At 60.6% G+C, this 21,770-nt stretch carries 24 protein-coding genes and 2 pseudogenes; 21 read left to right on the top strand and 5 right to left on the bottom strand.

Annotation, left to right across the window (positions count from 1 at the left end; all coding sequences use genetic code 11):
• Nucleotides 1-239: 239 nt before the first annotated feature.
• The 6 genes and pseudogenes from NKJ89_RS28345 to NKJ89_RS28370 all read left to right on the top strand — a co-directional run bounded on the left by NKJ89_RS28345 (nucleotide 240) and on the right by NKJ89_RS28370 (nucleotide 3,884).
• Nucleotides 240-494, top strand: coding sequence for a LysR substrate-binding domain-containing protein (locus tag NKJ89_RS28345; protein WP_352607395.1), 255 nt, complete (start codon nucleotides 240-242; stop codon nucleotides 492-494).
• A gap of 116 nt (nucleotides 495-610) precedes the next feature.
• Nucleotides 611-1,630 (top strand): FAD-binding protein, encoded by a 1,020-nt coding sequence (locus NKJ89_RS28350; protein WP_352607488.1) that lies wholly within the window; start codon nucleotides 611-613, stop codon nucleotides 1,628-1,630.
• A gap of 61 nt (nucleotides 1,631-1,691) precedes the next feature.
• Entirely contained in the window at nucleotides 1,692-2,660 is a 969-nt protein-coding gene (locus NKJ89_RS28355) for an ABC transporter permease subunit (RefSeq protein WP_352607397.1), read from the top strand.
• A gap of 3 nt (nucleotides 2,661-2,663) precedes the next feature.
• Nucleotides 2,664-3,185 (top strand): annotated as a pseudogene (gene adh / locus NKJ89_RS28360) (aldehyde dehydrogenase); the annotation flags it as partial.
• A 64-nt stretch (nucleotides 3,186-3,249) separates the two neighbouring features.
• Entirely contained in the window at nucleotides 3,250-3,588 is a 339-nt protein-coding gene (locus tag NKJ89_RS28365) for a DUF779 domain-containing protein (RefSeq protein ID WP_352607399.1), read from the top strand.
• 86 nt (nucleotides 3,589-3,674) lie between these two features.
• The gene (locus NKJ89_RS28370; RefSeq protein WP_352607401.1) at nucleotides 3,675-3,884 is read left to right on the top strand and encodes a DUF1858 domain-containing protein; all 210 of its coding nucleotides are present in this window, start codon (nucleotides 3,675-3,677) and stop codon (nucleotides 3,882-3,884) included.
• A 2-nt stretch (nucleotides 3,885-3,886) separates the two neighbouring features.
• Here the strand turns inward: NKJ89_RS28370 and NKJ89_RS28375 are convergent, their stop codons facing one another.
• Nucleotides 3,887-4,591, bottom strand: coding sequence for a Crp/Fnr family transcriptional regulator (locus NKJ89_RS28375; protein WP_352607490.1), 705 nt, complete (start codon nucleotides 4,589-4,591; stop codon nucleotides 3,887-3,889).
• A gap of 230 nt (nucleotides 4,592-4,821) precedes the next feature.
• Between NKJ89_RS28375 and NKJ89_RS28380 the strand changes: the two genes are divergently transcribed.
• From NKJ89_RS28380 to NKJ89_RS28400, 5 genes are all read left to right on the top strand, one after another.
• Nucleotides 4,822-5,268, top strand: coding sequence for a pseudoazurin (locus NKJ89_RS28380; RefSeq protein ID WP_352607403.1), 447 nt, complete (start codon nucleotides 4,822-4,824; stop codon nucleotides 5,266-5,268).
• Nucleotides 5,269-5,506: 238 nt separating this feature from the next.
• The gene (gene nirK, locus NKJ89_RS28385; RefSeq protein WP_352607405.1) at nucleotides 5,507-6,610 is read left to right on the top strand and encodes a copper-containing nitrite reductase; all 1,104 of its coding nucleotides are present in this window, start codon (nucleotides 5,507-5,509) and stop codon (nucleotides 6,608-6,610) included.
• Between the two features lie 70 nt (nucleotides 6,611-6,680).
• A complete protein-coding gene (locus tag NKJ89_RS28390; RefSeq protein ID WP_352607407.1) occupies nucleotides 6,681-7,550 on the top strand; it encodes an SUMF1/EgtB/PvdO family nonheme iron enzyme in 870 nt (289 codons plus the stop codon).
• A gap of 20 nt (nucleotides 7,551-7,570) precedes the next feature.
• Nucleotides 7,571-8,020, top strand: a complete 450-nt coding sequence (locus NKJ89_RS28395) for a group III truncated hemoglobin (RefSeq protein ID WP_352607409.1) — start codon at nucleotides 7,571-7,573, stop codon at nucleotides 8,018-8,020.
• A gap of 95 nt (nucleotides 8,021-8,115) precedes the next feature.
• Complete coding sequence (locus tag NKJ89_RS28400; RefSeq protein ID WP_352607411.1) at nucleotides 8,116-8,547, top strand: potassium channel family protein; 432 nt, start codon at nucleotides 8,116-8,118, stop codon at nucleotides 8,545-8,547.
• A gap of 14 nt (nucleotides 8,548-8,561) precedes the next feature.
• Here NKJ89_RS28400 and hemN read toward each other — a convergent pair whose 3' ends face one another.
• On the bottom strand, nucleotides 8,562-9,911 hold the full coding sequence (hemN, locus tag NKJ89_RS28405) for an oxygen-independent coproporphyrinogen III oxidase (RefSeq protein ID WP_352607413.1): 1,350 nt from the start codon (nucleotides 9,909-9,911) through the stop codon (nucleotides 8,562-8,564).
• A gap of 156 nt (nucleotides 9,912-10,067) precedes the next feature.
• On the opposite strand from hemN, the gene NKJ89_RS28410 reads away from it, so the two are divergent.
• Nucleotides 10,068-10,796, top strand: a complete 729-nt coding sequence (locus tag NKJ89_RS28410; protein WP_352607415.1) for a Crp/Fnr family transcriptional regulator — start codon at nucleotides 10,068-10,070, stop codon at nucleotides 10,794-10,796.
• On the opposite strand, the gene NKJ89_RS28415 is transcribed toward NKJ89_RS28410, so the two are convergent.
• On the bottom strand, nucleotides 10,793-11,209 hold the full coding sequence (locus NKJ89_RS28415) for a hemerythrin domain-containing protein (RefSeq protein ID WP_023759203.1): 417 nt from the start codon (nucleotides 11,207-11,209) through the stop codon (nucleotides 10,793-10,795). The genes NKJ89_RS28410 and NKJ89_RS28415 overlap by 4 nt on opposite strands.
• A 252-nt stretch (nucleotides 11,210-11,461) precedes the next feature.
• Here NKJ89_RS28415 and ccoN point away from each other — a divergent pair, with 252 nt between their 5' ends.
• The 9 genes and pseudogenes from ccoN to NKJ89_RS28460 all read left to right on the top strand — a co-directional run bounded on the left by ccoN (nucleotide 11,462) and on the right by NKJ89_RS28460 (nucleotide 20,357).
• Nucleotides 11,462-13,072 carry a cytochrome-c oxidase, cbb3-type subunit I gene (ccoN, locus tag NKJ89_RS28420; RefSeq protein ID WP_023759204.1) on the top strand — a complete coding sequence of 537 codons (1,611 nt, stop codon included), beginning with the start codon at nucleotides 11,462-11,464 and terminating at the stop codon, nucleotides 13,070-13,072.
• 11 nt (nucleotides 13,073-13,083) lie between these two features.
• Nucleotides 13,084-13,815: a cytochrome-c oxidase, cbb3-type subunit II gene (ccoO, locus tag NKJ89_RS28425; RefSeq protein WP_352607417.1), complete on the top strand. Its 732-nt coding sequence runs from the start codon at nucleotides 13,084-13,086 to the stop codon at nucleotides 13,813-13,815.
• 12 nt (nucleotides 13,816-13,827) lie between these two features.
• Nucleotides 13,828-13,977, top strand: a complete 150-nt coding sequence (locus NKJ89_RS28430; protein ID WP_023759205.1) for a CcoQ/FixQ family Cbb3-type cytochrome c oxidase assembly chaperone — start codon at nucleotides 13,828-13,830, stop codon at nucleotides 13,975-13,977.
• 2 nt (nucleotides 13,978-13,979) lie between these two features.
• On the top strand, nucleotides 13,980-14,843 hold the full coding sequence (gene ccoP, locus NKJ89_RS28435) for a cytochrome-c oxidase, cbb3-type subunit III (protein WP_352607419.1): 864 nt from the start codon (nucleotides 13,980-13,982) through the stop codon (nucleotides 14,841-14,843).
• A 218-nt stretch (nucleotides 14,844-15,061) separates the two neighbouring features.
• On the top strand, nucleotides 15,062-16,621 hold the full coding sequence (ccoG, locus tag NKJ89_RS28440) for a cytochrome c oxidase accessory protein CcoG (protein WP_352607421.1): 1,560 nt from the start codon (nucleotides 15,062-15,064) through the stop codon (nucleotides 16,619-16,621).
• Nucleotides 16,618-17,115, top strand: coding sequence for a FixH family protein (locus tag NKJ89_RS28445; RefSeq protein ID WP_352607423.1), 498 nt, complete (start codon nucleotides 16,618-16,620; stop codon nucleotides 17,113-17,115). The genes ccoG and NKJ89_RS28445 overlap by 4 nt, the downstream gene beginning before the upstream one ends.
• Nucleotides 17,112-19,400, top strand: a pseudogene (locus NKJ89_RS28450) (cation-translocating P-type ATPase). The gene NKJ89_RS28445 and the pseudogene NKJ89_RS28450 overlap by 4 nt, the downstream one beginning before the upstream one ends.
• On the top strand, nucleotides 19,397-19,552 hold the full coding sequence (ccoS, locus tag NKJ89_RS28455) for a cbb3-type cytochrome oxidase assembly protein CcoS (RefSeq protein WP_352607425.1): 156 nt from the start codon (nucleotides 19,397-19,399) through the stop codon (nucleotides 19,550-19,552). The pseudogene NKJ89_RS28450 and the gene ccoS overlap by 4 nt, the downstream one beginning before the upstream one ends.
• Before the next feature lie 106 nt (nucleotides 19,553-19,658).
• Nucleotides 19,659-20,357 (top strand): CBS domain-containing protein, encoded by a 699-nt coding sequence (locus NKJ89_RS28460; protein WP_502904170.1) that lies wholly within the window; start codon nucleotides 19,659-19,661, stop codon nucleotides 20,355-20,357.
• A 141-nt stretch (nucleotides 20,358-20,498) separates the two neighbouring features.
• On the opposite strand, the gene NKJ89_RS28465 is transcribed toward NKJ89_RS28460, so the two are convergent.
• Both NKJ89_RS28465 and NKJ89_RS28470 read right to left on the bottom strand, forming a co-directional pair.
• Nucleotides 20,499-20,735, bottom strand: a complete 237-nt coding sequence (locus tag NKJ89_RS28465) for a DUF6455 family protein (RefSeq protein ID WP_352607429.1) — start codon at nucleotides 20,733-20,735, stop codon at nucleotides 20,499-20,501.
• A gap of 163 nt (nucleotides 20,736-20,898) precedes the next feature.
• The gene (locus tag NKJ89_RS28470) at nucleotides 20,899-21,711 is read right to left on the bottom strand and encodes a putative universal stress family protein (RefSeq protein ID WP_352607431.1); all 813 of its coding nucleotides are present in this window, start codon (nucleotides 21,709-21,711) and stop codon (nucleotides 20,899-20,901) included.
• Between the last annotated feature and the right edge of the window lie 59 nt (nucleotides 21,712-21,770).

A 21,770-nucleotide genomic window follows, 5' to 3' on the forward strand; every position in this document is an offset into this window, starting at 1 on the left:
GCTTGCGTCCATCGCCGGTCTCCTTCCCGGCCAACAGAATCCCGCTTGGTTACCAGAGCGTTAACGATTCATGATTCCGCCCTGCGTTGTCGTCTTCGGTGCGCCGTCCTATTTCGCCGCGCGCGGCCGGCCACAGCAGCCCGCGCATCTTGACGCTCACGATTGCGGGTCTTAAGGGCAAGCACGACCGTCGTCGACCGTTGGCCGTTTCTTGCTCAAGAACGGAAGAATGGATCAATGTGGGTGGCTCGTTGCGAACCAACAGCGCCACTGCCACGCGGGCCGCCGTGGCGAATGGCCGGGGCATTGGCCGCCTGCCCTATTGGCAGGTCAAGCCGCTGGTCGAGCAAGGTCGGGTCGAGATCGTGTTGCAGCCCTTCGAGGCCGAACGCATGCCTGTCCAGTTGTTCTGGTCGCCGGCGCGACCGCCGCTGGAACGCACACGCTGCTTCATCGAGTATCTGGCTGCGCGATTGATCGCCGAGACCTTCTGACGGCAATTCCGCACGCGTTCATTCTCCCGCTTTGCGGCATGGTCCATCCCGATCGGGCGGGTTTTTCTTTTTGACCCGTTCTGCCACCTTTTCGGTCAACAACGAAATTGCCGCCGATGGTCGACCCTTCGAGCCCGAAGCAGCCTCTCCGGCACGCTGCGCCCGTCGTACCGGACGGGTGCCTCGCCGGGACCGAGGTGAACCCAACAAGGAGAATGCTGTTTTGCGCCGCATTCGCCGGCGCAGTTCTGCCTGGGACAGCAGCGATGGCACAGACGATCGACGAACCGGACGTCAGCGGCGAACTCGATTGCACGTCGGATTCGCTGGCCGCGGCAGCAGAGGATTTTGGGCATATTGTTTACCACGCCCCGGCTGCCATGTATCGCCCCGGCTCCGTTGCCAATGTTGGACCCTTCGTCCAGTGGGCTGGAAGACGTGGCCACAAAATTGTTGTGCGCGGCCGCGGCCACTCCATCTACGGGCGTGCCCGCGTTTGCGACGGAGTGGTCCTCGACATGAACACCGCGGACCGGCTCGAGCCACCGCAATCGGACCGCATCACCGTCGATGCCGGCGCTACCTGGCGCAGCGTCGTTGCGGTGACGCGCCCGCGTGGTCTGACGCCGCCCGTGCTTCCCAACTATCTCGACCTCTCGGTGGGCGGCACGTTGAGCGTCGGAGGCGTCGGCGGCACGACGTCGCGCCACGGTATGCTGACCGACAATGTGCTGGTGCTGGAGGTCGTGACCGGCGACGGACGCCTGCTCGCCTGCTCGCGTGAAAGCAATCGGGAGATATTCGACGCCGTTTGCGCGGGCCTCGGACATTGTGCCGTCATTGTGAAGGCCACGCTCAAACTGATGCGCGCGCCCGAACGCGTCAGGCGCCATCAGGTTTTCTATGGCGATTTACGCCAATTGATTGCCGATCAGACTCGCGCCTTCGCAGACGACCGATTTGACAGCCTGCAAGGCGCGATCGTGCCTGGACCACAGGGGGACTGGACTTTCCAGTTGGAAGGCGCGCTGTTCCACGACGCCAAGAGTCCCCCGAAGGACAATGAAACGCTTTCCGATCTGTCCGACAAACGGCCGGCGGCCAAGATATCCGACGTGACCATTCGGAGCATGTGAATAGCTTCGACAGACTGGAGGCAACACTTCGCGCAAGGGGCCGGTGGCAACAGCCACATCCTTGGCTGCTGACGTTCCTGCCCGCATCGGCGGCAGCACGGCGGCGCAGGACACGCCCCTCATGCGCATGCCGGTCGGGAAGACAGCTTTCGTCTTCAATATCATCCGCATGCCCGACGCGACTGGTGCCGCAAGGGTGGATCGAATGCTGTCTCAAAATCGTTCCATCTACGAGCGCATCCGCAAGACGGGCGGCGCGCTTTACCCGCCGAGCGCGTTGCCGATGTCGCGTGGCGACTGGCGTCTATGCTCCATGCGCGGTTTCGTGGTGCCAGCCGTTGGCATCGACGTAGGCATGACCGGTCTCCTCATGATCTTGTGCGCCATCGCGCTCGCTATCGCAGGCCGGATCGCAGTACGCAAAGGTTGGTCGCCGAAGGCTGTCGTGCCCGGTGTGCTGGCAGTTAGCGCCGCAGGAGTTTGGCTCGCTGACGCGCGGTTCACCATCGACTGGCCGGTCTTCACCGGCTCGAACTTTGAGGGTGGCAAAGAACTGACCCCGGAGCTCAGCACGATCCTCATCGGATTGACCCTCTACACAACGGGTTTCGTAGCAGAAATCGTGCGTGGCGGTGTCCTGTCGATCGGCCGCGGCCAGTGGGACGCTCGCCATTCGCTTGGCCTTCCGCGCGGCAAGATATTGCGCCTGATCGTCATTCCCCAGATGCTGCGGGTAATCGTGCCGCCGCTCAACAGCCAGTACATCAACGTCGTCAAGAACTCGACCTTGGCAATCGCGGTTGGCTATCCGGATTTCCTTGCAGAGGTGCTAGATACAATGGCGTCATTGGCCGGTGATGGCATGACAATGCTGTGCGTCACCCACGAGATGGGATTCGCCCGCCAGGTTGCGGAGCGCGTTGTGTTCATGGACCAGGGCGAGATTGTCGAAACCAACACTCCGGTCGAGTTCTTCACAAACCCGCTTCACGAACGCAGCAAGCTGTTTCTTAGCCAGATTTTGAATTAAGTAATTGAACTGGTAACAATGATCGGTGCCCAGGCCTCGTCCGAGCAGTTGGAAAAGATCCTGTCCTACATCGACATCGGCCGCCAGGAAGGCGCCGAACTACTGACCGGCGGCGAGCGCAACGTTCTGCCTGGTGATCTGGCCGGCGGCTACTACGTCAAGCCGACGGTGTTCAAGGGTCACAACAAGATGCGCATCTTCCAGGAAGAGATCTTCGGGCCGGTGGTTTCGGTCACCACCTTCAAGGATGACGACGAAGCGCTGGCAATTGCCAACGACACGCTCTACGGCCTCGGCGCCGGTGTCTGGACCCGTGACAGTAACCGCGCCTACCGGTTCGGCCGCGCGATCCAGGCCGGCCGGGTCTGGACCAACTGCTACCACGCCTATCCCGCGCATGCGGCCTTTGGCGGCTACAAGCAGTCCGGCATCGGCCGCGAGACGCACAAGATGATGCTCGATCACTACCAGCAGACCAAGAACATGCTGGTTAGCTACAGCCCGAAAAAGCTCGGCTTCTTCTGATCGGCGCTTTGACTCACTGGCGCGGCTCCGTGACGGGCCGCGCCAAAGGAAATCGGAAATCACCATGCGAGCGAAGGTCACCGGGACACCGGCGGCCCTTGAACTGATCGCCGAAATCGTCGCCGAGCACGGCCCGGTGCTGTTTCATCAATCCGGCGGCTGCTGTGACGGCTCTTCGCCCATGTGCTATCCGCGTGCGGGGTTCATCGTCGGCGACCAGGATGTGCTGCTCGGCGAGATCGGCAATGCGCCCTTCTATATCGGCGCTCCGCAATTCGAAGCCTGGAAGCATACAGATCTCATCATCGACGTTGTGCCTGGCCGCGGCGGCATGTTCTCACTCGACAATGGACGGGAGAGGCGGTTCCTGACGCGGTCGACTATCTGCGCCGTTCCGATGTGATTGGGCTGCTCGCTGTTTGTCCTGGCGCAACGAGCATCTCGCAAAGCCGATGCAACATGTCCGCTTGCAAACGCGGGCAAAGCGTCATGAAACGCAAACTCACCGACGACGCGACGATGGACGAAATAATGCACGATTTTCCAGCGGCCATCCGCGTCGTGCTCCAGCACGGCATGCTTTGCGTCGGCTGCCCGATCGCCTCATTCCACACCGTTTCCGACGCGGCACGGGAGCATCATCTGAACGAGGAACAACTCAGCAGCGATTTGCAGACCGCGATCGAAAACACCGACTGAGGCTAGCTTTTCTCTATGCGGCCTTCGGCGATCAGCAGGAGCCGGTGAGGTTCGACCACAGTCACCTTCTGGCGCCCGCTTTTGACCAATCCCTGCTCCTCCCATGCCGAGAGCAGCCGGCTCACCGTATGGAGCGTCGTTCCCGTCATCTCGGCTATGTCCTGGCGTGAGATCGGGAAGTCGATCAGAATCCCTTCCTCGGTCTTCCTGCCCGTCTGCTTGACCAGCTTGAGCAGGGCATGGGCGACGCGCTGATCCACCTGCTCGGTCGACATCTCGATGACCCGGGTATGGGCGTCCTGCAACCTGCTGCCGACGGTCTTGTAAGTGTTAGCGCTGAAGCTCGGGAAATCCATCGCGAATGTCGGCCATAGCTGGCTTGGCCAGGCAAGAGCCACGCAGTCGACGGCAGCGATCGCATTTGCCGGATAGGTGGTGCGGCCCAGCGCGTGGGCGATACCCATCAACTCACCCGGACTGATGTAGCGCACAATAACCTCCTGGCCGTCAGGCATCGATCTCACGACGCGCACATGTCCGTCGAGCAGCAGGAAAAAGGAATGTGCTTCCTGCTCCTGCTCGAATACAGGTTGGTCCTTGGCAATCCGGAGCGATCTGGCCTGTCCGACTATGCGGTCGAGATCCGTGACGGCCACGCCCTCAAAGGCAGAAAGCCCGGCAATCAGCGAGCGATCGAGGTTAGCCAACTCTGTCCCCTCCCGAATCCGACTATCAGGCACCCAACCGGTCTGATCGAGAGTGTTCCCATGGCGACAGGCGGGCGGCAAGGGGCACGTGCATTGTGACGTGCATGCGCGACGCCGCATGGGAACCCAAGCGCAGTTTTTTTGCTCAAGAGTTTGCGCCAGCGCAAATTGCCAGATCGTCCGGCGGGGCACGGTCGATACCGTGACGAACTCAAGAAAGGACTTCCCTTATGAAACTGCCTCTGATTGCCGCGGCCATCGCCCTCCTTACCATAGCCGGCTCCGCAAATGCCGAAGAACACGTGGTGCAAATGCTGAACAAGGGAGAGAAAGGCTCGATGGTGTTCCAGCCTGCCTTTATCCGGGCGGTGCCTGGAGACACGATCAAGTTCGTGCCGACCGACAAGTCCCACAATGCCGAGATCATTAAGGGAATGATCCCGGACGGTGCTGAAGCGTTCAAGGGGAAAGCCAGTGAGGAAATAACGGTCACCCTTACCAAGGAAGGGGTCTACGGTGTCAAATGCGCTCCGCACTACGGCATGGGCATGGTTGCGCTGATCGTCGTCGGCAAGCCCGTCAATCTTGAGGCGGCGGAAGCCGTGAAGCAGATCGGAAAAGCCAAACCTGTATTCGCCGACCTGTTCGCCGAAGCAACCAAGGTCACTGCTAACTGACCTGGTCTTCATGGATGCCGCTCAGGTTCGCAATGTTCCGGAGCAGAGGCCGGACGGACCGGGGAGCGGTCTGTCCGGCCTGTTTTTATTTGGCACTGCGCGCCGCGGCGTCGCTTCGCTGCACAGCGTCTCCAAACCAGAAACCTGCGAAAGACATTGGATTTGCGCTAACGCAAAGACTTGGCCAGTACGCAGTTTATTCTGAGCCCATCAAGTAGCGATAGCCAAGGAGATGGAAATGCTCACGAGACGCGAAGCTTTGTTAGGATCTGTCCTTACCGCAGCCGCTGCCGCTGCCGTTGTCGCAATGCCGGCAGTGGCGAGCGCGAAGGAAGTCGCGGGATTGCCGCGCGAAAAGGTCACCCTGGTGGCGCCGCCATTTGTCCACGCTCACGAGCAGGTGGCCAAGGGCGGTCCAAAGGTCGTCGAATTCACCATGACCATCGAAGAAAAGCCGATCGTCATCGATGCCGATGGAACGCAGCTCAATGCCATGACCTATAATGGCTCAATTCCCGGCCCTCTGATGGTTGTGCATCAAGACGACTATATCGAGCTCACGCTAATCAACCCTGACACGAACACGCTTGCCCACAACATCGACTTCCACGCAGCTACCGGGGCTCTCGGCGGCGGCGGGCTGACGCTGATCAATCCCGGCGAGCAGGTCACGCTGCGCTTCAAGGCCACCCGCACCGGCACGTTCGTCTACCATTGCGCGCCCGGCGGCGCGATGATCCCGTGGCACGTCGTGTCGGGGATGAGCGGTGCGGTGATGATATTGCCTCGGGACGGCCTCAAGAACGACAAGGGCGACCCTATCCACTATGACCACATCTACTACATCGGCGAAAACGACTTCTACATCCCGCGCGACGAGCAGGGGAAATTCAAGAAGTACGACTCGGCCGGCGACAATTACGACGACACCGTCAAGGTCATGCGCGGGCTGATCCCGACCCATGTCGTGTTCAACGGCAAGGCAGGATCGCTGACCGGCGCGAACGCCATGAAGGCCAAGGTCGGCGAAACCGTTCTGATCGTCCATTCCCAAGCCAATCGCGATACCCGACCGCACCTGATCGGCGGTCATGGCGACTATGTCTGGGAACAGGGCAAATTCGCGAACCCGCCGTCCAAGGATCTGGAAACATGGTTCATCCGTGGCGGGTCGGCAGGTTCGGCACTCTACACCTTCCTGCAGCCGGGCATCTATGCCTATGTAAACCACAATCTGATCGAGGCAGTCGAACTCGGAGCGACCGCGCACTTCACGGTCGAAGGAACCTGGGACGACGATCTGATGATGCAGGTCGAAGCGCCCAAGGCCATTGCCTCGTAGACGGAGATCCGATCCTCGGTGCAACCCGTCGGCAAAGCCGAAGAGTTGCACTCGCGGCGGACTTGATGCCATGTCCTTCGATCCTGTCTTCACCTTCGGAACAATTGGAGCTGCCGCTCTGATAGGCCTAGGCATGAACCATGCGCTCGACAATTCCTTCGAGGTCCCGCCACCGGTAGCCATGAGCGACGTGGTGGTCCTCGGGCCCGGCAGTTTCGATCACCCACAGCCGGGAGAATTCCTCAAGAAGAACCACCCCGTCGCGGCGCCTGTCGCGCTGGAATCCATCAATGCTCCACTGGAGATCATGAAATACCAGGTGAGCCTGTCCGAGTATGAGCACTGCGTGGCGGACGGCGCCTGCAAGCCGGCCGACCCGCGCAAGATCGGCAACGTTCCGGTCACAGGCGTCAGCCACATCGATGCCGAAGCCTATGCGACGTGGCTTTCAGCCCGCACGGGCGAGACATGGCGGCTGCCGACGGACGTCGAGTGGGCGTATGCCGCCGGCGAACGGTTCCGGGGCGACATAGAGAGTGATGAAAGCGACCCGAACAACCCGGCGCTGCGCTGGCTCGCTCAATACCGCATCGAAACGGCGCTCGGACGCAAGCCGGATCCTGAACCAAGGGTCCAGGGGGACTTTGGTCTCAACTCCAAGGGAGTGGCGGACGTTGCCGGCAACATCTGGGAATGGACGTCGACTTGCTACATCCATGCAACCATGGCCAGCGACGGCGTGGGCGTTGTGAGTTCGATAGACAATTGCGGAGTGCATGTTGTGGAAGGCTTCCACCGCACTTACATGTCGAACTTCATCCGCGACGGCAAGAGCGGCGGCTGCGCGGTTGGAACCCCGCCCGACAATCTGGGTTTCCGGCTGGTCCGCGATCGGCCCAGTCTTGTGCAAGCTACCCTTCGGCGCCTCGGATTATCCTGACAACATAGACAAGAGTCATGATGACATCGAAATCAGCTTTGACAGATCGGGCGCGCCCCGTCGCGGAACAGCCTTTGGACCATGCTGGCGTCGATCGGGGGTCAATTGGAAAACTAGTCCGCGAGTTCTATGCCAAGATCAGGAGCAACGAGCGGCTCGGGCCGATTTTCGCACGCGAGATCACCGGCGACTGGGAGCCCCACCTGGAGAAAATGACGGACTTCTGGAGTTCGGTCATCCTGAAAAGCGGCGACTATCACGGACGGCCGGTGCCGGCGCACCTCAAGCTCAAGGATGTTACCGAGGCCGACTTCGAGATCTGGCTGGCCCTGTTCGGCCGGACGGCAGCCGACCTCTTTGCCCCCGAAACGGCGGCGGTGTTTGTCGATCGCGCCGAACGGATAGCGACAAGCTTGAAGCTCGCGATGTTCTTTCGCCTCACCCCCGCCGCGACCGACGGCAGCCAATAGGCTGGTTTTGGCGAAACAGGGCCGGCACTTCAAAGGCCAGTGCCGGGTTTGATTTTGCGCAAGGAAATTGTCCTCGGAATTCGTAATTTCCTTGCATGGCTCTCAATCTCTTCGTCGGCACGATCGTCATAAGCCTGACGGTCCTGGTTCACACTTTTGGCCTGATGGCCGTTACCCATGCGATGGGGCACCTGGTCGCCAGATTTCGTATGCACGGACGCCGCAGCCGTATCGTCGCAATGATCAGCGTGGTGATGGGGCTCTTTGCCGTCATGACCGCGGAGGTCTGGCTCTGGGCGGGGTTATACAGGCTGCTTGATATCTTCGCCGATTTCGAAACCGCACTGTATTTTTCGACCATTACCTTTTCGACCGTCGGCTATGGCGACATCGTGCCCGCTCACGCGTGGCGTGTCCTGGCGGCGCTCGAGGGCGTGAACGGATTTCTGCTTATCGGCTGGTCGACCGCCTATCTTATTGCGGCAGGCACCCGCATCGGCCCGTTCAAGGCCGGCGAGCATTTCTGACACGAAGCGATATTTCAGACCGCTGCCGAATGCTTGGCTTTGCCGGCTTCGAAATATTTGTCGAACTTCGCCGCGATGCTTCTGACAAAGGGGCGACTTTCCGCCGGCACGACGAAACTGTCGCCATCAAGCTCGAGCAACCGCGCAGGATCATGGAGGGCTGTTGCACTTGCCTTGCTGAGAAGGCTTTGGCCGGCTTGGCCGAAGCGCTCAACCAACTCGATCGCCGAGAAGGCGAAGTCACACATCAGCCGCTCGATTACCCAGCCGCGTACGCGGTCGTCGTCGGAAAGCTCGATACCCCGCACAGCGGACAGCCCTCCCGCTTCAACCATGCGTGCATATTCGCTGGTCGAAGGCATGTTCTGTGCATAGCCCTGCCGAAACTGGCTGATTGATGACGGCCCGAGCCCGATCAATGTTTCGCAGCGATCCTCCGTGTAGCCCTGAAAGTTCCGGCGCAGAGTTCCTGCGCGGGCTGCAAGCGCCAGGGCATCGCCCGGTTTGGCGAAATGGTCGAGGCCGATTGCTTCGTATCCCCGGTCCACGATCACCCGTGCCGCCAGCTGCGATTGAGCAAACCGCTCCGCGGGACCGGGCAGCCACGCCTCGTCGATCATCGTTTGGTGTTTCTTGAACCAGGGCACATGCGCGTAGCCGAAGAGTGCCATTCTGTCCGGTTCCAGAGTCAGCGCCTGCGCCACGGTGGAACAGACACTCTCCCTGGTCTGATGCGGCAACCCGTAAAGCAGGTCCAGATTGACCGATTCGACGCCGCGCGAACGAACGCCGTCGACGACCGCCTTGGTCTGCAGGAAGCTTTGCTCGCGGTTGATCGCTTTCTGCACTTTCGGTTCGAAATCCTGCACGCCGAGACTCGCTCGCGTCATGCCTATTTCGGCGAGCGCATCGAGGCGTGCTTCGTCCATGTCATTGGGTTCGATTTCGACGCTGATCTTGGCGTCGGGAAGAAAATCGAAGCTGTTACGCAAGACGGTTGCCAGCGCCACCATGTCGTCTGGCTTGAGCATCGTCGGCGAGCCACCGCCGAAATGAACTGCCCGCACGCGACCTTTGCCTGCGACAAGACTGGCGACTGTGGCGATCTCGGCATGCAATGAGCGAAGATAGATCCTCACTGGTTCGTAGTGGCGGGTCTGCTTCGTATGGCAGGCACAGAACCAGCAAAGCTTATCGCAGTAGGGAATGTGCAGATAGAGCGAGATCTCGTCACCGCTGTCGAGTGCCTGCATCCAGCCACGACAAACGGCGGCATCGATGCCTGGATGAAAATGCGGCGCGGTCGGGTAGCTGGTATAGCGCGGAACGTTCTCACCGAGCCTGGCAACTAGTTCTGGCCGCATGTCGCTATCCGATCCTCTTTGCATGGCGCGACACTGGTCACACTGGTCGCCGGCGGCCTTGATTTCGGTCAAAGCCCCCTGCAGACAAACTGCCGCAAGGCTTTTTTCTCCGCCGATGCTACGTTGTCGGCATATGGAACCCATTGGACGATCAAGATGACGGTGCGCCAGGACGTTCACAGTGCCGGCATCCCAGTGCTTTGCCAGTCGTGCGAGGCACGGCATCGCGGCGTTTGCGGCGCACTCGATCCCGAGCAATTGGTGGGGCTCGCCAAGACCTCGTCCAAACAACAGGTCAAACCGGGCATGGAGTTGATCGGTGATGCAGAGACCGTCGACTGCTATTCCAATGTGCTTTCCGGCGTGGTGAAGCTCACCAAGAGCCTTTCGGATGGACGCCAGCAGATTGTTGGCCTGCAGTTCGCCCCCGATTTCCTGGGCAGGCCCTTCAAGACGGAAAGTGCGATCAACGCCGAGGCCGCAACCACCGTTTCCTTGTGTTCTTTTCCAAAGGCCGCCATCGAGCGCATGATGAAGGAATCGCCAGAGCTTGAGCATCGTCTCTTCAAGCAGACGCTCAACGAACTGGACGAAGCACGCGACTGGATGGTGACGCTGGGGCGCAAGAGTGCTTCGGAAAAGGTGGCGAGCTTTCTCCTGATGATCGCCAGAAATATCGATCCCGCAGTTGACGCAGCGGCCGAGTCGACAAGCTTTGACCTGCCGCTGACACGCGCCGACATCGCCGATTTCCTCGGCTTGACGATCGAGACGGTCAGCCGCCAACTGACTAGGCTGCGAACAGACAGCGTAATTCGGATCGACAACAACCGGCACGTGACTGTGGAGAACATGAGCCGGCTGGAACGCCGCTCCGGCACCTAACCGGCATCGACGACCCCGATCAGCGGCAGGACGTGCTCGCGTTCGAAGGCGATATGCCGGCGCAAGCCTTCGAAGAAGCCACGCAACATGAAGCCGATAGCCTCGGCATTCTCGACTGTCTCGCCATGGCCGATGGCCAGCAGGATTTCAGTCACCTCGCCGGCAAAGCATTCGTCCTCGACATGTTCGGCACGCAATCGACGAATTGAAGCACGGTTGGCATCGCTGCTGGTCGAAGCAGCCTCGTAGACCGGAAAGATGACCGTCTCTTCGTATTGGTGAACGTTGCGCAATAGCGGAACGATCGCATTGGCTGCAGCCAGACATGACAGGCAGTCGACCCTGGGCAGGGTGTCGGCTATTCTTTCCAAGGCATCGCAGAGCTGCAGCTTTTCCTGATGCGCACGTTTCATCAGCGTCGCCGGGACCGCTTCTCTGTCAGATCGAACTGTCAGTATCGAGCCGTCGCGGCTCGTCTCGAACAGTGTCGATCCCGGCTCCCTCTCCCTGTTCAAAAACTGTCTCCTGATCGTTTGCGCGAGCAACGCTGCCCAATCCAAAAACAAATGGCTTTGACTTGGATCAAGGCGGCGACAACGCGACTGCTGAATTGGTGTCAAGCGGATTGGCGTCCGCGCATCGGTATCGGAGGTCGGGGACAGGTCATGAAGTTCGGCACGCAAATCTTCGCTTTGGGCCTGTTCACATTCGGGGCTCTTGTGGCAGCCGGGTTCGGTGCGGACGAGCCATTCCGGCAGCATATGTGGGTGCTGTTTTTTGTGCTGCTCGGCTTTGTCGCCATCCTCATCCGCAACACGAATTTCAAGGTCGCCGCTCCGATCGACCCGTCCGCCTATATGGATGGGCCAATCCGCTATGGCGCCATCGCCACCATGTTCTGGGGTGTCGTCGGGATGCTGGTCGGCGTCGTCATTGCGTTGCAGCTTGCCTACCCCGATCTCAACATTCAGCCCTGGTTCAACTTCGGCCGCCTGCGGCCATTGCACACGTCGGGCGTCGTCTTCGCCTTCGGCGGCAATGCGCTGCTCTGCACATCCCTCTATGTCGTCCAGCGCACCTGCCGCGCCCGGTTATTCGGCGGCGATCTCGGTTGGTTCGTGTTTTGGGGCTACCAGCTCTTCATCGTTATGGCCGCGACCGGCTACCTGCTCGGCATCACAGAGAGCCGCGAATACGCCGAGCCCGAATGGTATGTGGATATCTGGCTGACCATCGTCTGGGTCGCCTATCTCATCCTGTTCCTCGGCACGATCCTGAAACGCAAGGAGCCGCATATCTATGTCGCCAACTGGTTTTACCTCTCCTTCATCGTCACCATCGCGATGCTGCATGTGGTCAACAACCTGTCGATGCCGGCCTCATTCCTAGGTTCCAAGAGCTACTCCGCCTTTTCCGGTGTCCAGGACGCCCTGACCCAATGGTGGTACGGCCACAATGCCGTTGGCTTCTTCCTGACCGCCGGCTTCCTCGGCATGATGTATTATTTCGTACCCAAGCAGGCAAACAGGCCGGTCTATTCCTACCGCCTGTCGATCGTTCATTTCTGGGCGATCATTTTTCTCTACATCTGGGCCGGACCGCATCACCTGCACTACACCGCCCTGCCCGATTGGGCGCAGACGCTCGGCATGGTGTTTTCGATCATGCTGTGGATGCCGTCATGGGGCGGCATGATCAACGGCCTGATGACGCTGTCGGGCGCCTGGGACAAGCTCCGCACCGATCCGATCATCCGCATGATGGTTATGGCCATTGCCTTCTACGGAATGTCGACCTTCGAAGGTCCGATGATGTCGATCAAGGCGGTCAACTCGCTGTCGCATTATACAGACTGGACCATCGGACACGTCCATTCGGGCGCACTCGGCTGGGTTGGTATGATCTCGTTCGGCGCGCTCTATTATATGGTGCCGAAGCTCTGGAACCGTAACCGTCTCTATTCGCTGCGGCTGGTCACCTGGCACTTCTGGCTGGCGACCCTCGGGATCGTCGTCTACGCCTCGGTCATGTGGGTGTCCGGCATCATGCAGGGCCTGATGTGGCGCGAATACGACGAGCAGGGCTTCCTGGTCTACTCCTTCGCCGAAACGGTCGCCGCCATGCACCCCTACTATGTGATGCGCGCAATCGGCGGAGCCATGTACCTCTCCGGCGCCCTGATCATGGCCTGGAACATCGCCATGACCATCCTTGGATACCAGCGCGAGGAAGAGCCGATGCCCGGCTCCGTTCCCGCCCTTCAGCCTGCCGAATAAGGAGCCAGAAAATGGGCTTGATGGACAAACACGCGCTGATCGAGAAGAACGCCACGCTTCTACTCGTAGGTTCACTTCTCGTCGTCACCGTGGGTGGCATCGTCGAGATCGCACCTCTCTTCTACCTCGACAATACGATCGAGAAGGTCGAAGGCATGCGGCCCTATTCGCCGCTCGAGCTCGTTGGGCGCAACATCTATGTGCGTGAGGGATGTTATCTGTGCCATAGCCAGATGATCCGCCCGTTCCGTGACGAGGTCGAGCGCTATGGGCATTACAGCCTGGCGGCCGAGTCGATGTATGACCATCCCTTCCAGTGGGGATCGAAGCGTACCGGCCCGGACCTTGCCCGGGTTGGCGACCGCTACTCCAATCTTTGGCATGTCGAGCACCTCACGGACCCTCGTTCCGTGGTGCCTGAATCGATCATGCCGAGCTATGCGTTCCTGAAAGACACGCCGATCGAGGTGAAGGACTTCTCGACGCACCTGGTTGCCAACAGGCGTGTCGGCGTCCCCTACAGCGATGACATGGTCGCACACGCGAACGCCGATTTGATGGCGCAGTCCGATCCCAACGCCGACACCTCCGGCCTCGAGGCCCGCTACCCAAAGGCCAAGATCGGCGACTTCGACGGCAACCCGCAACAGGTGACGGAGATGGACGCGCTGGTCGCCTACCTGCAGATGCTCGGCACGCTGGTCGATTTCAAGAATTATGACGAAGCCGCCGGCTACCGCTGAGGAGTTTTATCCATGGATTACAATTTGATGCGAGAGTTCGCCGACAGCTGGGGGCTGGTCGCCATGGCCCTTTTCTTTGTCGGCGCGATCGCCTTTGCCCTACGCCCCGGCAGCCGCAAGCTTGCCGACGAAGCTGCCCGGATTCCCCTTGAGGACGAGTGATCATGAGCGACGAGCACATCGATGAAATCTCTGGCGTTTCGACCACCGGCCACGAATGGGATGGCATCCGTGAGTTGAACAACCCGCTTCCGCGCTGGTGGGTGATAACGTTCTACATCACGATTGTCTGGGCGATTGGATACACCGTCGCCTATCCGGCATGGCCTTTGCTGCATTCGGCAACAAAGGGCGTTCTCGGCTATTCGAGCCGCAACGAAGTCAAGAACGAGCTGTCGGCGGCTGAAGCGGCGAAGGGAAAATATGTCGCCGCGATACAATCGAAGAGTGTTTCGGAGATCGCGGCAGACGATACGCTCCGCGAATTCGCCGTCGCAGCGGGTGGAGCCGCGTTCAAGGTCAATTGCGTCCAGTGCCATGGTTCCGGCGCCCAGGGCTCCAAGGGCTTCCCCAACCTCAATGACGACGACTGGCTGTGGGGCGGCAAGACGGATCAGATCCAACAGACGGTCACGCATGGCATCCGCTTCGTTTCCGATCCGGATACGCGCCTTTCAGAAATGCCGGCCTTTGGCGACATCATCACCGCCGACCAGATCAAACAGGTCAGCGCCTATGTGGCCAGCCTGTCCGAAACCGTTGGCGATCAATCGATGTTGGCGCCTGGCGCCAAGGTTTTTGCGGAAAACTGCGTGGCCTGTCACGGTGACAATGCAAAGGGCAACAAGGAGCTCGGCGCCCCGGATCTGACCGATGCCATCTGGCTCTACGGATCGGGCGAAGCGGCCATCGCCGCCCAGGTCACAGCGCCGAAACAAGGCGTGATGCCGGCCTGGGGCGCGCGCCTGGGCGAAACGAGGGTCAAGGAACTGGCGGTCTACGTGCATTCGCTCGGCGGTGGAGAATAGGAACGGGGGGCTATTCTCCGGCCCTCACCGCCCAAGCGACGAGGCCCGGCTCTGCCGGGCTTCGATTTGTTTTCGTCTGCCCCGGCGATTGACCTGCATCAACGCGGCGCAATCCGGTGGGCGGCACAATACGGTCGATGATGTATTTCGCGCATCTGCCTGCGCCCAGTCAGGACAGTTGCCCGGCGAAATCACGAGCCGCGCGACGGGAGAAACCAGTGCTGGACAATACGCAGGTAGAACGGCTCGAAGCGGAGGCGGTCAACTCCGCCAAAGTGCGACAGCCGATGTATGCCGCTCGCAAGAAGATATTTCCGAAGCGGGCCACGGGGAATTTTCGCCAGTTCAAATGGCTGGTGATGGCGGTCACGCTTGGTATTTATTATCTAACGCCGTGGCTGCGCTGGGACCGTGGCCCGTTTGCCCCCGACCAGGCAGTGCTGCTCGATGTCGCCAACAGGCGTTTCTACTTCTTCTTCATCGAGATATGGCCGCAAGAATTCTACTATGTGGCAGGCCTTCTGGTCATGGCTGGCGTCGGTCTTTTCCTGATCACGTCGACTGTCGGTCGTGCCTGGTGCGGCTACGCATGCCCGCAGACAGTATGGGTCGATCTGTTTCTGGTGGTCGAGCGGGCCATCGAGGGCGATCGGAATGCACGCATCAAGCTCGATGCCGCTTCCTGGAGCCCCCGCAAGCTCGCACTGCGGGTATCGAAACACGCCATCTGGCTGATCATAGGTGCGGCGACCGGCGGCGCCTGGATCTTCTATTTCGCCGATGCGCCGACCCTGCTCGGCGAACTCTTCACTGGCACGGCGGCTCCTGTCGCCTACATCACCGTCGCCGTGCTGACGGCGACGACCTACACGTTCGGCGGGCTGATGCGCGAGCAGGTCTGCACGTATATGTGCCCGTGGCCGCGCATCCAGGCAGCCATGCTCGACGAAAGTTCGCTCACCGTCACCTACAATGACTGGCGCGGCGAACCGCGCACGCGTCATGCCAAGAAGGTCCAGGCCGCCGGACAACCGGTCGGGGATTGCGTCGACTGCAATGCCTGCGTCGCTGTCTGCCCGATGGGGATCGACATTCGCGATGGCCAGCAGCTCGAATGCATCACCTGTGCGCTCTGCATCGACGCCTGCGATGGTGTCATGGACAAGCTTGGCAAGGAGCGTGGGCTGATCTCCTACGCGACCCTCTCCGACTACAACGCCAACATGATGTTGGCGACTGCGGGCGGCTCCGGTTCAGTCAATCCGTCGCTGGTCAGAACAGACAACGGCCTGTTTTCAGACAGGGTGGCTCATTTCCATATCCGCAAGATCTTTCGCCCGCGCACCTACGTGTACATGGCTATGTGGTCTCTGATCGGTCTGGGCCTGCTCTATTCGCTGCTGACGCGCGACCGGCTCGAGATCAATGTCCTGCACGATCGCAATCCGCAATTCGTGACGCTGTCCGACGGCTCCATCCGCAATGGCTATACCGTCAAGCTGCTGAACATGATCCCCGAACCAAGAACGGTCATCGTCACCATAGCAGGCTTGCCAGGCGCAGAGATGAGCATCGTCGGTGTCGACCTCCCCGTCGGTCGCTCTTTTGCGATCCAGGTCGAACCCGACCGGCTCAAGATGTTGAAGGTTTTCGTGCGCCTGCCTGCTGAGCAGATCCATGGCGAAGCGCAGACCTTCACTCTTCAGGTCGAGGACAAAGCGAGTTTCGAGTCGAACGAATACACCGCCACCTTCAACGCGCCGGAGATCGCCAGATGAACGCCACCACGCGAAAATCCCGCGAATTCACCGGCAGGCACATGTTGGCGATTATCCTTGCCTTCTTCGGGGTGGTCATCGCGGTCAATCTGACGATGGCGACGCTTGCCAACACGAGCTGGACCGGCCTGGTCGTCGAAAACACCTATGTGGCGAGCCAGGAATTCAACAGGAAGGCCGAGGAAGGGCGCGCGCAGGCAGCCCTCGGCTGGACCGGCAAGCTGACCATCGCAGGGGGCGAAGTCCGCTACAGCCTTACCGACGCCGCCGGCAAGCCGGTCCCCTTGCATGGCGTCAAGGTGCTGTTCCGCCATCCCGCTTACGAAAAAGAGGATGAGTCCATCAAGCTCGCCCTCGCCTCGGATCAGGAATTCGCCGCCCTGCACACGCCTAAGGATGGTGTCTGGATCGTCGAAGTCGACGCCGATGCCGGCCTGAAGGAACCTTTTCGCGACGTGCGCAGGATCATGATTTCCCATGGAGCGCTGAAATGAGCTGCTGTGCGCCGGGCGCCGAAATGGCGCTGGATCTGGTCGGCGCCACCTCGGTCCTGCCATCCAGCCAGGAAATCAGGCTGGCAAGCCGATCTCTTGGCGATGATCTTCGTCAGACCGACCTTTCCGTACCGACTGTTCACTGCGGCGCCTGCATCCAGACCATAGAGACGGCGTTGGGGAAACTCGATCACGTCGAGGCCGCTCGCGTCAACCTGTCAACGAAGCGGGTTTCGGTCCGGTGGCGCGGGGACGAGGTTCCACCGTTCGTCACCGTGCTTGAGAGGCTAGGTTATCAAGCTCACCTGTTCGAGACCGAGATCGATGCAAAGGACAAGACGCTCTCGGAGCTTATCCGCGCCGTCGCTGTTGCGGGCTTCGCGGCGGGTAACATCATGCTGCTTTCGGTCTCGGTCTGGTCCGGGGCCGAAGGCGCGACACGCGACCTGTTCCACTGGGTCTCGGCGCTGATTGCCATCCCCGCGCTCGCGTTTGCCGGCGGCATCTTCTTCCGCTCGGCCTGGAATGCGTTGCGCCACGGCCGCATGAACATGGACGTGCCGATCGCGGTGGGGGTCTCGCTCGCTTACGCAATGAGCCTCTATGAGACGATCAACCATGGCGATCACGCCTATTTCGACGCGTCGGTGTCGCTGCTGTTCTTCCTGTTGATCGGCCGGACGCTGGATCACGTCATGCGGGAGCGCGCCCGCACCGCCGTGAAGGGCCTGTCGCAGTTGGCCGCGCGTGGCGCCATGGTGCTGCGCGCCGACGGCGCGCGCGACTACCTGCCGGTTGGCGAGATCGAACCGGGAATGCTGCTGCTGATCGCGGCAGGCGATAGGATACCCGTCGACGGCGAGATCGTCCAAGGGGCGTCGGATCTCGACTGCTCGCTGGTTTCCGGCGAGAGCACGCCCCGAAACGTAGCACCAGGCGAACCTGTGCAGGCTGGCGTGCTCAACCTTACCGGCTCGCTGACGATCAAGGCGACAGCCGCCGCGAAGGATTCGTTCCTGGCGGAAATGGTTCGGATGATGGAAGCTGCCGAGGGCGGCCGGGCACATTATCGCCGGATCGCCGATCGCGTTTCAGCGCTTTATGCCCCGGTGGTTCATCTTACCGCCTTCGTGACGTTCCTCGGCTGGATGGCGGCGACTGGCGACTGGCATCGGGCGATGACCATCGCCATTGCCGTTCTCATCATCACATGCCCATGCGCGCTCGGCCTCGCCGTGCCGATCGTTCAGGTGGTCGCCGCGCGGCGCCTGTTCGAGAACGGCATCATGGTCAAGGACGGTTCGGCCATGGAGCGCCTGGCGACGATCGATGCCGCGGTGTTCGACAAGACCGGAACGCTTACGCTCGGAAAACCGCGGCTCGTCAATGCATCGTCGATCGATCCGGCCATGCTGGCAATTGCAGCCGACATGGCAGCGCATTCGCGCCACCCGTTTTCAAAGGCCATAGCCGGCTTTGCCGCGCCTGGCGGGCAGCGCAAATTCGATGCCGTCACCGAGCAGCCGGGATTCGGCATCGAAGCCGCTTCCACCGGAAATATCTGGCGGCTGGGTCGACGCGGATGGGCTGGATGGAAAGCCCGCACCGGCGGCGAAGGCCGACATGGCTATGGCGGGACGGTTCTGACGAAAGACGGGATCATCGTCGCGACCTTCGATTTCGAGGATGCGCCGCGTGCCGACGCCAGAGCAGCGATCGAGCGATTGAAGGATGCCGGGGTGTCGGTGCGGATGCTGTCGGGGGATACGGCGGCCGCCTGCGGCGAAGTCTCGAAAATGCTGGGTATCGACGACTTCATTCCGTGCTTGCTGCCATCCGGCAAGGTCGAATGCATCGAGACCCTGGCAAGAGAGGGACAGCGGGTTCTGATGGTTGGCGACGGCCTCAACGACACGCCTGCACTGAGCGCGGCGCATGTGTCGATCGCGCCGGCTACCGCGGCCGACATCGGCCGCAATGCCGCCGATTTCGTATTCCTGCGTGAAAGCCTTGCGGCAGTGCCTCTCGCGCTGGACATCGCGCGCAAGGCGGGGAGCCTGATCCGCCAGAACATCGCGATCGCTATCGGCTACAATGCGGTCGCCGTTCCGATCGCCATACTGGGACACGTCACGCCATTGATCGCTGCGATCGCCATGTCGGCCTCATCGCTGCTTGTCATTTGAAATGCGCTGCGCCTGCAAGGCTTCGTGTCGAACGGACAGGCGCAAAACTCTCGACAGGACAGGCGCCGCGGCGTCAGCCAATTGGCACAACCCCGATGACGACTCTTTCCTACCTCATACCCCTGGCCCTCTTCCTTGGCGCCCTTGGACTTGGGGGCTTTCTGTGGGCCTTGAGAAGCGGTCAATATGAAGATCTCGATGGAGCCGCAGAACGGATCCTGATCGATGGCGACGACAAGCCGCAAGGCTGACTCGGGCGCCGGGGTCGCTCAAACACCGCTGGGACCGGTGACCCAGATCAAAGTGCACAGCCCATAAATCTGGATAGTCAAGGGATAAACATCCGAGGAGGCAAGGATGCGAGCAGAAGCGATAATGACCACACCCGTCGTCGCCATTGACCCTGACGCTTCGATTGCCGATGCGGCACGGTTGATGCTTTCGAAGAAGATCAGCGGCCTGCCTGTCATTCGCAGCGACGGCACGCTGGTGGGGATCGTCAGCGAGGGCGATTTTCTGCGCCGGGAAGAACTGGGCACGCGACGCACGCGTCCGCGTTGGCTGGAGGCTCTGGTCACCCCAGGAAGGGCCGCCGATGAATATGTTCAAGCCAACGGAAGGCGTATCGAAGAGGTGATGACGGCGGATGTCGTTACAGTATCACCTGGCACATCGCTGTCCAGCACGGTCGAGCTCATGACACGCCATCACGTCAAACGCATTCCGGTCGTCGATGGCGGCAAGGTGATCGGCATCGTGACCCGCTCCGACCTGCTGCGCGCATTACTCGACGTCCCATCTGGCGCGGCCTCGGCACGGATAGACGACGAACAAATCCGTCAGGACGTCCTTGCCGAACTTGCGAAGCAGAAATGGACCGGCAAGGACATGATCGATGTGACCGTGAACACAGGGGCGGTGCAACTGAACGGCGCCATCTTCGACGAGCGCGAGCGCCAGGCAGCCATCGTCGCCGCCGAAAATGTCGCCGGCGTCAAAGCTGTCAGGGACAACCTCATCTGCGCCGGACCGCTGTCTGTCGTCCTGGTTTCGTAGGCATTTGGCCACAGAAGCTGAGAAGGCGCCTGGCCATCCATTCCTCGCAACCGTTGAAAGGTGACTTGGGCCGGCCAGCATCGCTTTTGTGGCAAGGTGCGAATGAGGAATGCCTGTCGCCCCAGAAGCGTTAGCCTAAGACTAGCGTTGGCCGGCCGCATGTTGCAGCCGTGCGATCAAATCCCGGTTGCGGCAATAGTCGGGTGGATCATCGGCCTGCTGGTGTTCGTCGAGCCAAATTGCGCATTCGTCCTGGTGGCCGACGGCTTCATGGTCCGGCACGACTTTCAATTGCCTGTCGACGCCAAGCTTGCGCATCATTCGATCCATCAACGCGGTCCTTGCGTCAACCGAGACCAGGTAGTCGAGAAAGTTCATGTCGGTGGCTCCTCCTTCTTTGCGATCATTGCATGCTGGCGGCACATGACATTGATCTCGGTCAACAGGCGGAGCCGCTGCCAAGCCGAGGCAGTCAAGGATGGATCGACCTCAATATGAGGACTTTCATTATCCAAGCCATCCGGCAGTGGGCATCGAACCGTCAATACGACATGAAACGGCTGATGCCGCTGTCTTCGATCAATGTGCGCGTGATGCCGCCGAACGCCCATTCCCGGAGGCGGCTGTGGCCATAGGCGCCGGAGACGATCAGGTCGGCATGGATCGACCGCGCGAACGCCAGCAGCCGGTCGCCGTCGGCGTCGCCGGCGATCAGTTCGGTTCGCGCCAAAATGCCGTGATGTTCCAGAAAAACGGCGACATCGGCGAGGCTGTCGCGAATGCTTTTGTCATGGTCCGTATCGATCGTGGCGACCACGACTTCGTTGGCCTTGGCCAGGAAAGGCAAGGCATCTGCTATCGCGCGTCGGGCCTCCCTGGCGTCCTTCCAGGCAATAAGCACGGTTTTTGCCACGAGATGGTCGACATTACTCGCAGCAACCAGGACCGGTCGACCGGCACCGAGCACCAGGCTACCGACATCGACTGCGCGAAAGATATTGTCCGCCTTCTCGCTGCCGGTAACGACAAGATCCGCGCCTCGCGCGGAGACACTCAGGAAGCGAGTCGGGCTGCAAATAGCTTGCACCCATTCGCTGAACATCGAAGCAGGAACCAGCCTCTCGAACTCGGCCCGCAGTTCGGCAAGTCGCTTTTCGATTTCCGTCCGCTGGACCTGCATGATCTCGCCTTCGTAGACCATGCCGTCCCCTGTCGCGACCAACGGCGGGACATCTGCAGCCGCCAGGCCAATGAGGCGGGCTCCAAACCGCTCCGCTAGCTCGATTCCGACCTTCACGATGGATACGGGAGGCGCATCGACGGCAAGATTCACGACAATTGACTTGTAGCACATCGCACGGGCCTTTCGCTGAACGACGGAATGCACGATGAATGCATTTGCTGGCACCCGAT

It is taken from the genome of Mesorhizobium sp. M0047 (assembly GCF_040323315.1).
GTDB lineage: Bacteria > Pseudomonadota > Alphaproteobacteria > Rhizobiales > Rhizobiaceae > Mesorhizobium.